This window comes from Enterobacter roggenkampii (genome assembly GCF_001729805.1).
Classification (GTDB): Bacteria; Pseudomonadota; Gammaproteobacteria; order Enterobacterales; family Enterobacteriaceae; genus Enterobacter; species Enterobacter roggenkampii.
In genome coordinates this window covers 3,980,467-3,994,655 of sequence record NZ_CP017184.1, presented here as the reverse complement: position 1 = coordinate 3,994,655, position 14,189 = coordinate 3,980,467, and the positions used below count along the sequence as shown (strand labels likewise).

Genomic DNA, 14,189 nt, shown 5'->3' with positions numbered 1-14,189 from the left:
TTATGATGCGCGTACTGTTTTCGATGCTGTTGCTGGTGGGGTTCGCGGTGAGCGCGGCGGAGCCGACGCAGGTCTTTACCGACGATCTGAACCGCAAGGTGGTGGTGCCGGTGCACCCGAAACGGATTGTCTCCTTACACGATCTGGACATCACCATTCCACTGATTGAGCTTGGCGTGCCGCCGGTGGCGAGCCATGGCCGCACGCGGCCTGACGGCAGCCATTTTCTGCGCTCCAGCGGCATGTTAACCGGCGTCGACTTCGATAATTCCGATATCAAATTTATCGGCACGGCGGATATCGACATCGAAGCCATCGCCGCCGCCAAACCTGACCTGATCGTTACCGAGCCGACCCGCAACACGCCGGTGGAACAATTAGCGAAAATTGCCCCGACGGTGAGCATCGATCATCTCGACGGCGGCGCGCCGGAAATCTACCGCAAGCTGGCTCAACTGACAGGAACGCAGGCGCGGCTCAAGGTTCTGGAGCGGCGATATCAGGAGCAAATCAAGGCGCTGAAGGCGACCATCGACACGCGCAAAATCACCGTATCGGTGATTCAGGCCAATCAGGGGAAAATCAACGCCATGCACAGCTACCACTCGCTGGGCCGCGTTCTGCGCGACGCCGGATTCAAATTCCCGCCACTGATTGAGTCCATCCCGGAAGGGGGGCGCATCGACGTCAGCGCCGAGCGCCTGCCGGAGCTGGATGCCGATTTCGTCTTTGCTACCTGGCGCGGGGATACGGGCGGTAAACCGCAGGACGAGCTGGCAGCGATGGAGGCGGTGATGCCGGGCTGGTGTCAGTTCCTGACTGCCTGCCGGAGCGGGCATTACGTGCTGATCTCGCGTGAAGAGGCGATCTCGAATTCGTTCGCGTCTTTAGGGCTGATGGCCGCGCAGGTGCAATCACAGATTGCCGGGCGTCCGCTGCCGGAGGCCTCACGGTGATCCGCAAAGAGAAGGGGCGCGTGGATGTCTATGGCGACCGCTTTCGCGCGCGGGCGCATCAGCTGACGCCGCGTCTGCTGCAGGTCGCACGCTATATCCATGACAACCGCGAAGCGGTGATGGAGCAGACCGCCATGGAGATTGCCGCCGTAGTGAAAACCTCGGATGCCACGGTGGTCCGCGCCATACAGGCGCTGGGGTTCGCCGGGCTGCGCGATCTCAAGCAGACGCTGGAGCAGTGGTTTGGCCCGGTGGTCACCTCCAGCGAAAAGATGTCCACCACGGTGAACACGCTCGCCAGCGACGTCAACGCGAGCATTGATTTCGTGCTGGAGGGACATCAGCACACCTGCGAGGTGTTATCCGAGCCCCACAACCGCTACGCGATGGCGCAGGCGGTCTCACTGCTGGCGCAGGCAAGGCAGGTTGCCATATTTGGCATTGGCGCCTCCGGCATTCTGGCCGAGTACACCGCCAGGCTGTTCAGCCGTATGGGGTTACCCGCCACGCCGCTCAACCGTACCGGGATCGGGCTTGCCGAACAGCTGATTGCGCTTCAGCGCGGTGACGTGCTGGTGATGATGGCGCAGAAATCCGCGCACCGGGAAGGGCAAACCACCCTGCGTGAAGCTAAACGTCTGGGCATTCCCACCATCCTGCTGACCAACGCCCTTGATTCGCGTTTCAGTAAGGAGGCCAGCGTGGTGATCCACGTTCCGCGCGGCGGTGAAAAGGGTAAAATCCCGCTCCACGGCACGGTGCTGCTCTGTCTGGAGATGATCATTTTGTCCGTCGCCGCCACCGAACCGCAGCGCGCCATCAAGTCGATGAAGCGCATCAACGAACTCCATCGCGGGTTAAAGCCGGGGAAGAAAAGCAGCTAAAAACAACAAAGCCCGGTGGCGCTAGCGCTTACCGGGCCTACGGTTCAGGTTTTGTTGGCCGGGTAAACGCAGTGCCACCCGGCAAATTCCACGAACTTAAACCCCTTGCTCCAGGATGCGGATGTGGGTTTCCAGCACGTCGCCCTTCACCGCGTCGCTCCACGCTTTCATGTGCGCGGTCTGCAGATGCGCTTCAAGATGCGCGACGGTTTCCCACTGCTCAACCATAATGATCGAGTCCGGCGCGGTCGCCTGGAAGCTGGCGTCAGTGGCAGCATCCACCATCGGCGCGTAGCCGTGGCAGCCTTCTTCTTTCAGTACGGTCGGGATGATTTTCGCGAACTGATCCAGCACCGCCTGGCGGTGATGTTGACCTGGACGAGTACGGATTTCTGCGATAACGGTAAGCATGTTTACTACTCCTTTAATTCCAGGCTACCAGTTAAGCAAAAATTTCCGCGAGATGCTTGCGATATTCTGCGATATAGCGCGGGACATCAGGCATTTTAATCACGTCGTTGACGATAAAGGTCGGCAGCGGATCCATGCCCAGGAACTGATTCGCCTTGTGGAACGGCAGATAAGCACCGTCTACGCCCACGCCTTCGAAGAACTGATCTTTCTCGGTGAAGGCTTCCAGCGGCGCGTTCCAGGTCAGTGACAGCATATATTTTTTGCCCTGAATCAGGCCGCCTGAACCGTATTTTTTGGACGCGTCAGAGCGGGTGCGGCCATCGCTGGCATACAGCGAGCCATGACCTTCCGTGAACACGTCGTCCATGTACTTTTTCACGGTCCACGGCGCGCCCATCCACCAGCCTGGCATCTGCCAGATCACCACGTCAGCCCACAGGAAGTTCTGCACTTCGGCCTTCACGTCGTAGTGGCTGTCTGCACGCACGACCTTAACATCATGCCCGGCGTCGCGCAGGAAACCGTCCGCGACCTCGGTCAGGGTGTCATTCAGCTGGCCTTTAGAGTGCGCAAATTCTTTTGCACCGTTGATAATCAGGATGTTGCTCATTATTTGTCCTCGACGATGAGAGTATGCCGGGTATTCTACGCGCGAGGACGGAGCGGAAAAATGAGCAAAATGTGCAAAGTCTTTTGCTGGAGATGCAATAATCCGCTACCAGCTGACCTTCACCTCAAAGCCGCCTTCCGCCGCATTGCTCAGCGAGACGCGCATCCCGTGCAGCGCGGCAATGCGCCTGACGATAGAGAGCCCCAGCCCGCTGCCCGTGGCGTTCTGGCCCGGTGGACGATAAAAACGCTCGCCGATGCGCGCCAGCACCTCGGGGTCAACGCCGGGACCGTTGTCGCGCACGCTAAAGCTACGTGCGTCCAGCGTCACGTCCACCACGCTGCCGCGTGGGCTGTAGCGGATGGCGTTGTCCAGCAGGTTGCGCACCAGCAGGCTGAGCAGCAGGGGCTGCCCCTGACGTTTGACCTGCGGGGCATGGTTGTTGAGGCGAATATCAATCCCTGCCTGCTGCGCCGGATGCCAGATATCCAGCACCGCCGACTGCAGTAAATCGGCAAGCGTGATCGGTTCGACATCGTCAAGGTTATCCAGCGAGTCCAGACGCGACAGGGTGAGGAGCTGATCCACCAGCCGCGAAGCGCGGTCGATTCCCGCATGCAGCTGTGCCAGCGCTTTTTCCCGCGCCTGCGGATCGTCCTGCGAGAGCTGCGCCACGTCAGTTTGCACCTTCAGGGCCGCCAGCGGGCTGCGCAGCTCGTGGGCGGCATCGGACGTAAAGCGGCGCTCGCGGGTCATCATCTCCTGGGTACGTGCGAAGAGGTGATTCAGCGCGTCGAGCAGGGGGCGCACTTCCGTGGGCACACCCTGAAGCACAAGCGCATCGGTCGCATCCGGCGAGCGGGAGCGCAGGGTCTGCGCCAGCTTTTTGAGCGGCCTCAGCTCCCGGCTCAGGAGGAGAACCAGCAAAAGCAGCATCACCGGCAGCGCCACCAGCCAGGGCGTGAGCTGCGAGCTGACCACGTCCAGCGCCATATCCTGGCGGTACTCCCACTCCTGACCGACCACCACGCGGTACTTCCCGTCGGGTGAGGTCAGCCACAGGAAACGCCATTCGTCGTTGTCGTCCTGGAGCTGCCCGTTAGCAAACCCGTCGCGGCGATAGTGGTACGGAATATCGCGCCCGTTCTCGCCGTCGTTCAGCAGCATTTTGCCGTCGACGCTGTAAATGGCGAAAGCCAGCGCGTCGTCATCGAGCCGGCCATGCTTCACTTTTTTCGGGATCTCGCGCATCCGCTCGGGGGCGCGGATCTCGTCCAGATCCATCGTCAGCAGCCGTTTGGCAAACAGCATCTGCTGCGTGTCAAAGAGCTTATCCAGCTTGTGGGTGGTCTGCTGCCAGGCCACCAGGCTGGCGGCAAACCATGCCGTCAGGGAGAGCGCTAAAAAGAGGAGCGTCAGGCGCAGCTTCAGGCTCAGGCGTTGCGTCAGCTTCATGCGTCACCCAGGGTATAGCCGATGCCGTGCACGGTGCGGATAAACTCGCTGCCAAGCTTGCGGCGCAGATGATGAACGTGGACTTCTACCGCGTTGCTGGAGACGTCGTCGTCCCAGGTATACAGTTTTTCCTCAATCGTCTTGCGAGGGAGCACGCGGCCTGCATTGCGCATCAGCAGTTCCAGCAGCGCGAACTCTTTCGGCTTCAGCGTCAGCGGTTCACCGTCCAGCGTGGCGACGAGACGGGTCGGATCGAGCGTGACCTTGCCGTGGCGTAGCTCGCTATGCGTCTGGCCGTGGCTGCGGCGGACCAGCGCCTCGAGGCGGGCACCCACTTCAATCAGCGCGAACGGCTTGCAGAGATAATCATCCGCGCCAAGACGCAGCCCTTCCACGCGCTGGTTAAGCGCATCCCGCGCGGTCAGGATCAATACCGGCTCGCTGCGCCCGCTTTCGCGCCACGCGCGCAGGATGTCCAGACCGTCGATTTCCGGCAGCGTCAGATCCAGCACCACGGCATCATAGGGCGCAGACGCGAGCGCGGCCTGACCGGTTTTGCCGTCGGTAAACCAGTCCACGCTAAAGCCCATTTTGCTTAAACCCGCCCTGATACCGTCGCCGATTAACGTGTCGTCTTCTACCAGTAAAATGCGCATATTCCCTCCTTGATGCCGTCAGTAAACCCTCTGTAAGCGCCTGCTGTACAGCAATAATAAATAAATTTTTCCCTTAAGAAGTTGTTAAGGATTACCCTGTTTAATGGACTGCGAAACCAGATTAAAGGGAGAGTTAATATGAAAAAATTCGCTGCCATTGCCGCCATCATGATGATGGCCACTGCCCCCGTTTTTGCCGCGCAGGGCGGATTTAACGGCCCGTCCGCCACGCAAACCCAGACCCAGACGCAGGCAGGCGGTTTTGTCGATAACGACGCCAACCTCACCACCGCGGTGAAGGTGAAAGAGATGAAGGACGACAGCTGGGTGAAGCTGCGCGGGAACATCACCCAGCGCCTGTCCGATGACCGCTACACCTTCCGCGATGAGACCGGCACGGTGAACGTGGAAATTGACCACAAGCGCTGGAACGGCGTGACCGTCAGCCCTCAGGATAAAGTGGAAATCCAGGGCAAGGTCGATAAAGAGTGGAACGATTTTGAAATCGACGTGAAGCAGGTCATTAAGCTGAACAAATAACCCGGAAAGGGCCGCATAAGCGGCCCTTTTTCTTTGTGACTCAACTCGTCAGATAGGGTAGTATCTGCGGCAATATTGCCTGAAACCCTTCGGTTTCTGAGTTGAGGAATCACACGTAATGAGCGATATGGCAGAGCGCCTCGCGCTACATGAATTCACGGAAAACGCCTACCTGAACTACTCCATGTACGTCATCATGGACAGGGCGTTGCCGTTTATCGGGGATGGCCTGAAGCCCGTTCAGCGCCGCATCGTGTATGCGATGTCCGAACTGGGGCTGAATGCCACCGCCAAGTTCAAGAAATCCGCCCGTACCGTCGGTGACGTGCTGGGTAAATACCATCCGCACGGCGACAGCGCCTGCTATGAAGCAATGGTGCTGATGGCGCAGCCGTTCTCTTACCGTTACCCGCTGGTGGATGGTCAAGGGAACTGGGGGGCGCCGGACGACCCAAAATCCTTCGCGGCGATGCGTTATACCGAGTCCCGCCTCTCTAAATATGCCGAAGTGCTGCTGGGCGAGCTGGGGCAGGGGACCGTTGACTGGGTACCGAACTTCGACGGTACGCTGCAGGAGCCGAAGATGCTGCCCGCGCGTCTGCCGAACATCCTGCTGAACGGCACCACCGGGATTGCGGTCGGTATGGCGACGGACATTCCGCCGCACAACCTGCGTGAAGTGGCGAAAGCCGCCATCACCCTGATTGAGCAGCCGAAAGCCTCGCTCGACGATCTGCTGGATATCGTGCAGGGTCCGGACTTCCCGACCGAAGCCGAAATCATCACCTCGCGCGCGGAAATCCGCAAAATCTACCAGAACGGTCGCGGCTCCGTGCGCATGCGCGCGGTGTGGAATAAAGAAGACGGCGCCGTGGTGATCACCGCGCTGCCGCATCAGGTATCCGGTGCCAAAGTGCTGGAGCAGATCGCCTCCCAGATGCGCAATAAAAAGCTGCCGATGGTGGACGACCTGCGTGACGAATCTGACCACGAGAACCCGACCCGTCTGGTGATCGTGCCGCGTTCTAACCGCGTGGACATGGAGCAGGTGATGAACCACCTGTTCGCCACCACCGATCTGGAAAAAAGCTACCGCATTAACCTGAACATGATCGGCCTCGACGGACGCCCGGCGGTGAAAAACCTGCTGGAGATCCTCACCGAATGGCTGACGTTCCGCCGCGATACGGTACGCCGTCGTCTGAACCATCGTCTGGAGAAAGTGCTTAAGCGCCTGCATATCCTCGAAGGTTTGCTGGTGGCGTTCCTCAATATCGACGAGGTGATTGAGATCATCCGTACCGAGGACGAGCCGAAGCCCGCCCTGATGTCGCGCTTTGGCATCAGCGAAACCCAGGCCGAAGCGATCCTCGAGCTGAAGCTGCGCCATCTCGCCAAACTGGAAGAGATGAAGATCCGCGGCGAGCAGAACGAGCTGGAAAAAGAGCGCGATCAGCTGCAGGCGATCCTCGCGTCCGAACGCAAGATGAACACCCTGCTGAAGAAAGAGCTGCAGGCCGATGCCGACGCGTTTGGCGACGACCGTCGTTCTCCGCTGCACGAGCGCGAAGAAGCGAAGGCGATGAACGAGCACGACATGCAGCCGTCCGAGCCGGTGACCATTGTCCTGTCGCAGAGCGGCTGGGTGCGCAGCGCCAAAGGCCACGATATCGACGCGCCGGGGCTCAGCTACAAAGCGGGCGACAGCTTCAAAGCGGCGGTGAAAGGCAAGAGCAACCAGCCGGTGGCGTTTATCGACTCCACCGGTCGCAGCTATGCCATTGACCCGATCACGCTGCCTTCCGCGCGCGGGCAGGGTGAACCGCTGACCGGCAAGCTGACGCTGCCGCCGGGCGCGACGGTTGACCATATGCTGATGGAAGCCGATGACCAGAAGCTGCTGCTGGCGTCTGACGCGGGCTACGGTTTTATCTGTACCTTCAACGATCTGGTTTCCCGCAACCGTGCCGGTAAGGCGCTGATTAGCCTGCCGGACAACGCTCACGTAATGGCACCGCTGGTGATCGAGAACGAAAGCGACATGCTGCTGGCGATCACCACCGCCGGACGTATGCTGATGTTCCCGGTCAGCGATCTGCCGGAGCTGTCAAAAGGCAAGGGCAACAAGATCATCAACATCCCGTCGGCGGAGGCCGCGAAAGGCGAAGATGGCCTGGCGCACCTCTTCCTGCTGCCGCCGCAGAGCACGCTGACCATTCACGTCGGCAAGCGCAAAATCAAGCTTCGTCCGGAAGAGCTGCAGAAGGTGGTGGGCGAGCGCGGTCGCCGCGGCTCGCTGATGCGCGGCCTGCAGCGTATCGACCGCGTGGAGATTGACTCTCCTGCACGCAGCGCGGCGGGTGACAGCGAAGAGTAATGTCATGATATCCCCCTCTGTCCGGAGGGGGAATTTCAATAAAATTTCCCGTAAAATCGTTGTTAATTCGTGCGTTGCGATTAACAATACGCGCTCGTAATAAAGTCCTTACCTGGCCACAGGTGAAGTATAATTGTCAGCTGTCAGGGCTTCAGAGGTCGCTATGCTATATATTGTTCGTCTTATTCTTACCGTTATCTACTGTATTCTGGTCTGTATTTTCGGCTCTATTTATTGCCTGTTCAGCCCGCGTAATCCGAAGCATGTCGCCACCTTTGGCCATATGTTCGGGCGTCTTGCGCCGCTGTTTGGTCTGAAAGTTGAAAAACGCCTGCCGGAAGGAGCGGAGAATTTCGGTAACGCCATCTATATCGCCAACCATCAGAACAACTACGATATGGTGACGGCCTCCAATATCGTGCTTCCACCGACCGTGACGGTGGGCAAAAAAAGCCTGCTGTGGATCCCGTTTTTTGGTCAGCTGTACTGGCTTACCGGTAACCTGCTGATTGACCGTAATAACCGTGCAAAAGCGCACGGCACCATTGCAGAAGTGGTGAATCATTTTAAAAAGCGCAGGATCTCAATCTGGATGTTCCCGGAAGGGACGCGCAGCCGCGGCCGCGGCCTGCTGCCGTTTAAAACCGGTGCGTTTCATGCCGCAATTGCGGCAGGTGTTCCAATTATTCCTGTGTGCGTTTCCAATACTTCGAATAAGATTAATCTTAACCGCCTGAATAACGGGCTGGTGATTGTCGAAATGCTGCCACCCGTCGATACCAGCAAATACGGTAAAGATCAGGTGCGCGAGCTGGCAGCGCACTGCCGTGATCTGATGGCTGAGCATATTGCGCTGCTCGACAAAGAAGTCGCAGAGAGAGAAGCCGCCGGTAAGATCTAACCCGGCGTTGAAGGGAAAACGAATTCCCGCGTTGTTAGTCGTTTCAGATGGAGCTTATATGTCACTCAGTCGGCGTCAGTTTATTCAGGCTTCGGGGATCGCCCTTTGTGCGGGTGCGATGCCGCTGACAGCCAGCGCCGCCGGGCAGCAACAGCCGCTGCCTATTCCGCCACTCATTGAATCCCGTCGCGGCCAGCCGCTTTTCCTGACGCTGCAGCGCAGCCACTGGTCCTTTACCCAGGGGACGCGTGCGCCGGTCTGGGGCATTAACGGACGTTACCTTGGGCCGACCATACGCGTGTGGAATGGCGATGACGTAAAGCTCATCTACAGTAACCGTACCCCTGAAAATGTCGCCATGACCATCAGTGGCCTGCAGGTGCCTGGCCCGCTGATTGGCGGCGCGGCGCGCATGATGTCGCCCAGCGCCGACTGGGCGCCCGTTCTGCCGATTCGCCAGAGCGCGGCAACCCTGTGGTATCACGCCAACACCCCTAACCGCACGGCGCAGCAGGTCTATAACGGCCTGGCCGGCATGTGGCTGGTGGAAGATGAAGTCAGCAAATCCCTGCCGATCCCGAACCACTACGGCGTGGATGACTTCCCGATTATCATCCAGGACAAACGTCTGGATAATTTCGGTACGCCGGAATACAGCGAACCGGGGAGCGGTGGCTTCGTTGGCGATACGCTGCTGGTTAACGGCGCGCAGAGCCCGTATGTCGAAGTGTCCCGTGGCTGGGTGCGCCTGCGCCTGCTCAACGCGTCTAACTCGCGCCGCTATCAGCTGCAGATGAGCGATGGCCGTCCGCTGCACGTTATTTCCGGCGATCAGGGTTTTTTACCGGCACCGGTGTCCGTCAAACAGCTCGCGCTCGCGCCGGGTGAGCGTCGCGAAATTCTCATTGATATGACCAACGGGGATGAAGTCTCTGTGACCTGCGGCGAAGCGGCAAGCATTGTTGACCGTATTCGCGGGTTCTTTGAACCGTCGAGCATTCTTGTCTCGACCCTGGTGCTGACCCTGCGTCCAACCGGCCTGCTGCCGCTGGTGACCGATAGCCTGCCCATGCGCCTGCTGCCGCAGGAGATCATGAGCGGCTCCCCGGTGCGCAGCCGTGATATCAGCCTGGGCGACGATCCGGGCATCAACGGTGCGCTGTGGGACGTCAACCGCATCGACATCACCGCGCAGCAGGGCACCTGGGAGCGCTGGACGGTGCGTTCAGATATGCCGCAGTCCTTCCATATTGAAGGGGTAAGCTTCCTGATCCGCAACGTTAACGGCGCGATGCCGTTCCCGGAAGATCGCGGCTGGAAAGACACCGTCTGGGTGGACGGTCAGGTTGAACTGCTCGTCTACTACGGCCAGCCTTCGTGGCCGCACTTCCCGTTCCTGTTCCACAGCCAGACGCTGGAGATGATGGACAGGGGGTCCGTAGGGCAAATGCTGATCAACCCCGCGCCATAACCTCTGACATTCCCGGTTCGCCGGGAATGGTTTATGCCCGCCAGAAAAAGCGCGAGAACAGAATCAGCACCGGGTAAATTTCCAGACGCCCTAAGATCATCGCCGCGCACATCAACAGCTTAGCCCCTTCTGTTAACGTGCCGAACGTCGACGCCGTCTCGCCAAATCCCAGCCCCATGTTGTTGATACAGGCGGCGACCGTCGCGAATGACGTAAACAGATCGTAGCCCATCAGATTAAGCGCCCAGACAAAAAAGCCCGTGATCATCACGTAGAGAAAGAAGAAGCTCCAGACCGAGCGCAGGACGCGTTCATTCACCACGCTTTTGCCCACCTTAATGCTCAGCAGCGCGCGCGGATGCGCCAGCTGGTTCATCTCCTGAATACTCTGCTTGAACATAATCAAAAAACGCAGGGCTTTGATCCCGCCGCAGGTCGAGCCTACGCAGCCGCCAAAAAAGCTGGCGCTCAATAGCAGGAAGATGGTGTGGGTGGGCCATTGGGCGTAGTCGGCGGTCGACAGGCCGTTATCGGTCATCATCGAACTGGCAAGGAAGAAGGCGTGCACCAGGCTATCCGTGGGGCTGTACATGCCTGCATGCCAGACCTGCCAGGCGGTGATGAGGATAATCGCCGCAGCGGCGCTCAGGAAGAATTTAACCTCCGGGCTGCGACGAATCGGCTTCAGGGTGCGTCGGACAATGGCGACGTACCAGAGGGTGAAGTTAAACGCGGAGAGCAGCGAAAACGCCCCGGCAACCAGCTCGATTGCGTGGCTGTCATAAAAACCAATGCTCTCGCTGCGGGTGGAGAAGCCGCCCAGTGACACGGTCGAAAGCCCGTGACAGACGGCGTCAAAAAAGGACATTCCCGCCAGCCAGTAGGCCAGAGTGCAGGCCACGCCCAGCGCGAAGTAGGTCACCCACAGCGTGCGCGCGGTATCGGCAAGGCGGGGCGTCAGACGCTCCTCCTTGAACGGCCCCGGCATCTCTGACTGATAGAGCTTCATGCCGCCAATGCCCAGCAGCGGCAGGACCGCGACGGCCAGCACGATGACGCCTAACCCGCCAATGAAATTCAGCTGAGCGCGGTAATACAGGTACGACTTAGGCAGGGCGCTGACGTCCCCGATCACCGTCGCTCCGGTAGTGGTGATCCCGGAAACCCCTTCAAAGAGCGCGTCAGCAAAGGAGAGCTGAAGCCCGTCATCCATCCAGAGCGGCATGGCGCTAATCAATGAAAACAGCAGCCAGAACAGCACGATAATCACGAAACCGTCGCGGGTGCGCAGCTGGATGCCGGCGTGGCGGGTTGCCCGCCAGGTTAAGCCTCCGAGACTAAAAAAGGTTAAAAAAGTGGTCAGGAAGGCAAAGTAGGTCCGCTCTTTGTTCAGCAGGGCGATAACCATCGGCGGAAGCATGGAAAGGCTGTACAGCAGCACAAGGAAACCGCAGAGGTGCAGGACAACCCGCAGCTGGGAGACATGTAACGAATCGTTGGGCTTCACAACTGAGCTCCGCACAAACACGCATTCCGGGGCAAATCACCGTAAAATAGAGTGAATATTATGATCCAATATTATCAGGGCGGCATATTTTAACGACTTCCGTGAATATCTGCCTGCTTCCTGCATCCTTTTCTTCAAATCTGGCGGATGAACAGCGTATAATCCCGCTCCTTTTGTTTATTTTTTCTTCGGAAGCATTATGAGCGCAATTTCCCTGATCCAGCCGGATCGTGACCTCTTCTCCTGGCCCCAGTACTGGGCGGCCTGCTTTGGACCGGCGCCGTTCCTGCCGATGTCCCGGGAAGAGATGGACCAACTGGGCTGGGACAGCTGCGATATCATTCTGGTCACGGGCGATGCCTACGTTGACCACCCGAGCTTCGGCATGGCCATCTGTGGCCGCATGCTTGAGGCGCAGGGCTTCCGCGTGGGGATCATCTCCCAGCCTGACTGGAACAGCAAAGACGACTTTATGCGTCTGGGTAAACCGAACCTGTTCTTCGGCGTGACCGCTGGCAACATGGACTCGATGATCAACCGCTATACCGCTGACCGTAAGCTGCGCCATGACGACGCCTACACGCCGGATAACGTGGCGGGCAAACGTCCGGACCGCGCAACCCTCGTCTACACCCAGCGCTGCAAAGAAGCCTGGAAAGACGTGCCGGTGATCCTGGGCGGCATCGAGGCGAGCCTGCGCCGTACCGCACACTACGACTACTGGTCAGATACCGTGCGCCGCTCGGTGCTGGTGGATTCCAAGGCCGACATGCTGATTTACGGAAACGGCGAGCGTCCGCTGGTGGAAGTGGCGCACCGCCTGTCGCAGGGCGAGCCGGTGAGCAGCATCCGCGACGTGCGCAATACCGCCATCATGGTGAAAGAGGCGCTGCCGGGTTGGCGCGGGGTAGATTCCCGAATCATCGATATGCCGGGCAAAATCGACCCGATCCCACATCCGTACGGCGACGATCTGCCGTGTGCCGATAACAAACCGGTAGAGCCAAAGAAGGCGGAAGCGAAGGCGATCGTCGTGCAGCCGCCGCGTCCGAAGCCTTGGGAAAAGACCTACGTACTGCTGCCCTCCTACGAGAAGGTGAAAGCCGACAAGGTGCTCTACGCGCACGCGTCCCGTATTCTGCACCATGAAACCAACCCGGGCTGCGCCCGCGCGCTGATGCAGAAGCACGGCGAGCGCTTTATCTGGATCAACCCGCCAGCGATCCCGCTCTCCACCGAAGAGATGGACAGCGTCTTTGCGCTGCCGTACAAGCGCGTGCCGCACCCGGCGTACGGCAACGCCCGCATCCCGGCGTATGAGATGATCCGCTTCTCGATCAACATCATGCGCGGCTGCTTCGGTGGCTGTTCCTTCTGCTCCATTACCGAGCACGAAGGGCGCATTATTCAGAGCCGCTCTGAAGATTCGATCATCAATGAGATCGAAGCCATTCGCGACTCCGTGCCGGGCTTTACCGGCGTGATTTCCGATCTTGGCGGCCCAACCGCCAACATGTATATGCTGCGCTGCAAATCACCGCGCGCGGAACAGACCTGTCGTCGCCTCTCCTGCGTCTATCCGAGCATTTGTGAGCACATGGACACCAACCACGAGCCGACGATCAACCTCTACCGCCGCGCGCGCGATCTGAAGGGCATCAAGAAGATCCTCATCGCGTCCGGGGTGCGTTATGACATCGCCGTGGAAGATCCGCGCTACATCAAAGAGCTGGCGACGCACCACGTGGGTGGCTATCTGAAGATTGCGCCGGAGCACACCGAAGAAGGCCCGCTGTCGAAGATGATGAAGCCGGGCATGGGCAGCTACGATCGTTTTAAACAGCTGTTCGACACCTACTCGAAGCAGGCGGGCAAAGAGCAGTATCTGATCCCGTACTTCATCTCCGCCCACCCGGGCACGCGTGATGAGGACATGGTGAACCTGGCGCTGTGGCTGAAGCAGCGCCGCTTCCGCCTGGATCAGGTGCAGAACTTCTATCCGTCACCGCTCGCCAACTCGACGACCATGTACTACACCGGCAAGAACCCGCTGAGTAAGATTGGTTATAAGAGTGAAGATGTAGTGGTGCCGAAAGGGGATAAACAGCGTCGTCTGCACAAAGCGCTGCTGCGCTACCACGATCCGGCCAACTGGCCGCTGATCCGCCAGGCGCTGGAAGAGATGGGCAAAAAGCACCTGATCGGCTCGCGCCGCGACTGTCTGGTACCGGCCCCGACGCTGGAGGAGATGCGCGAAGCGCGTCGCCAGAATCGCAATACGCGCCCGGCGCTGACCAAGCACACGCCGATTGTGCATCAGCGTTCGAACGGTGGAGCGGGAACGAAGAAGACCGTAAAACGTAAGATCGGTTAAACCTGTAACAAAGCCCGGTGGCGCTAGCGCTCACCGGGCCTACT

General features: G+C 59.2%; 12 protein-coding genes. 7 read left to right on the top strand and 5 right to left on the bottom strand.

What is annotated here, in order from left to right:
* The first annotated feature begins 5 nt into the window (after nucleotides 1–5).
* Together BFV67_RS18620 and BFV67_RS18615 are read left to right on the top strand one after the other, a co-directional pair.
* A complete protein-coding gene (locus BFV67_RS18620; protein WP_063617876.1) occupies nucleotides 6–956 on the top strand; it encodes an iron-siderophore ABC transporter substrate-binding protein in 951 nt (316 codons plus the stop codon).
* Nucleotides 953–1,840, top strand: coding sequence for a MurR/RpiR family transcriptional regulator (locus BFV67_RS18615; protein WP_021242303.1), 888 nt, complete (start codon nucleotides 953–955; stop codon nucleotides 1,838–1,840). Before BFV67_RS18620 ends, BFV67_RS18615 begins: the two co-directional genes overlap by 4 nt.
* Nucleotides 1,841–1,936: 96 nt before the next feature.
* Here the strand turns inward: BFV67_RS18615 and BFV67_RS18610 are convergent, their stop codons facing one another.
* The 4 genes from BFV67_RS18610 to qseB all read right to left on the bottom strand — a co-directional run bounded on the left by BFV67_RS18610 (nucleotide 1,937) and on the right by qseB (nucleotide 4,975).
* A complete protein-coding gene (locus BFV67_RS18610; RefSeq protein ID WP_008502984.1) occupies nucleotides 1,937–2,251 on the bottom strand; it encodes a putative quinol monooxygenase in 315 nt (104 codons plus the stop codon).
* A gap of 31 nt (nucleotides 2,252–2,282) precedes the next feature.
* The gene (locus tag BFV67_RS18605; RefSeq protein WP_014833281.1) at nucleotides 2,283–2,864 is read right to left on the bottom strand and encodes an NAD(P)H-dependent oxidoreductase; all 582 of its coding nucleotides are present in this window, start codon (nucleotides 2,862–2,864) and stop codon (nucleotides 2,283–2,285) included.
* Nucleotides 2,865–2,969: 105 nt separating this feature from the next.
* Entirely contained in the window at nucleotides 2,970–4,319 is a 1,350-nt protein-coding gene (qseC, locus tag BFV67_RS18600) for a quorum sensing histidine kinase QseC (RefSeq protein WP_069598782.1), read from the bottom strand.
* Nucleotides 4,316–4,975, bottom strand: a complete 660-nt coding sequence (qseB, locus tag BFV67_RS18595) for a quorum sensing response regulator transcription factor QseB (RefSeq protein ID WP_023326078.1) — start codon at nucleotides 4,973–4,975, stop codon at nucleotides 4,316–4,318. The genes qseC and qseB overlap by 4 nt, the downstream gene beginning before the upstream one ends.
* Nucleotides 4,976–5,113: 138 nt before the next feature.
* On the opposite strand from qseB, the gene BFV67_RS18590 reads away from it, so the two are divergent.
* The 4 genes from BFV67_RS18590 to ftsP all read left to right on the top strand — a co-directional run bounded on the left by BFV67_RS18590 (nucleotide 5,114) and on the right by ftsP (nucleotide 10,264).
* Nucleotides 5,114–5,515, top strand: coding sequence for a YgiW/YdeI family stress tolerance OB fold protein (locus tag BFV67_RS18590; RefSeq protein ID WP_069598781.1), 402 nt, complete (start codon nucleotides 5,114–5,116; stop codon nucleotides 5,513–5,515).
* A 118-nt stretch (nucleotides 5,516–5,633) separates the two neighbouring features.
* Nucleotides 5,634–7,892, top strand: coding sequence for a DNA topoisomerase IV subunit A (parC, locus tag BFV67_RS18585; protein WP_045909972.1), 2,259 nt, complete (start codon nucleotides 5,634–5,636; stop codon nucleotides 7,890–7,892).
* Nucleotides 7,893–8,055: 163 nt separating this feature from the next.
* Complete coding sequence (gene plsC, locus BFV67_RS18580; protein WP_008502990.1) at nucleotides 8,056–8,793, top strand: 1-acylglycerol-3-phosphate O-acyltransferase; 738 nt, start codon at nucleotides 8,056–8,058, stop codon at nucleotides 8,791–8,793.
* A 58-nt stretch (nucleotides 8,794–8,851) separates the two neighbouring features.
* Nucleotides 8,852–10,264 (top strand): cell division protein FtsP, encoded by a 1,413-nt coding sequence (ftsP, locus tag BFV67_RS18575; RefSeq protein WP_008502991.1) that lies wholly within the window; start codon nucleotides 8,852–8,854, stop codon nucleotides 10,262–10,264.
* Nucleotides 10,265–10,295: 31 nt separating this feature from the next.
* On the opposite strand, the gene BFV67_RS18570 is transcribed toward ftsP, so the two are convergent.
* Nucleotides 10,296–11,771: a TrkH family potassium uptake protein gene (locus tag BFV67_RS18570; RefSeq protein WP_008502992.1), complete on the bottom strand. Its 1,476-nt coding sequence runs from the start codon at nucleotides 11,769–11,771 to the stop codon at nucleotides 10,296–10,298.
* 199 nt (nucleotides 11,772–11,970) lie between these two features.
* Here BFV67_RS18570 and BFV67_RS18565 point away from each other — a divergent pair, with 199 nt between their 5' ends.
* On the top strand, nucleotides 11,971–14,145 hold the full coding sequence (locus tag BFV67_RS18565) for a YgiQ family radical SAM protein (RefSeq protein WP_023344923.1): 2,175 nt from the start codon (nucleotides 11,971–11,973) through the stop codon (nucleotides 14,143–14,145).
* The last annotated feature ends 44 nt before the right edge of the window (nucleotides 14,146–14,189 follow it).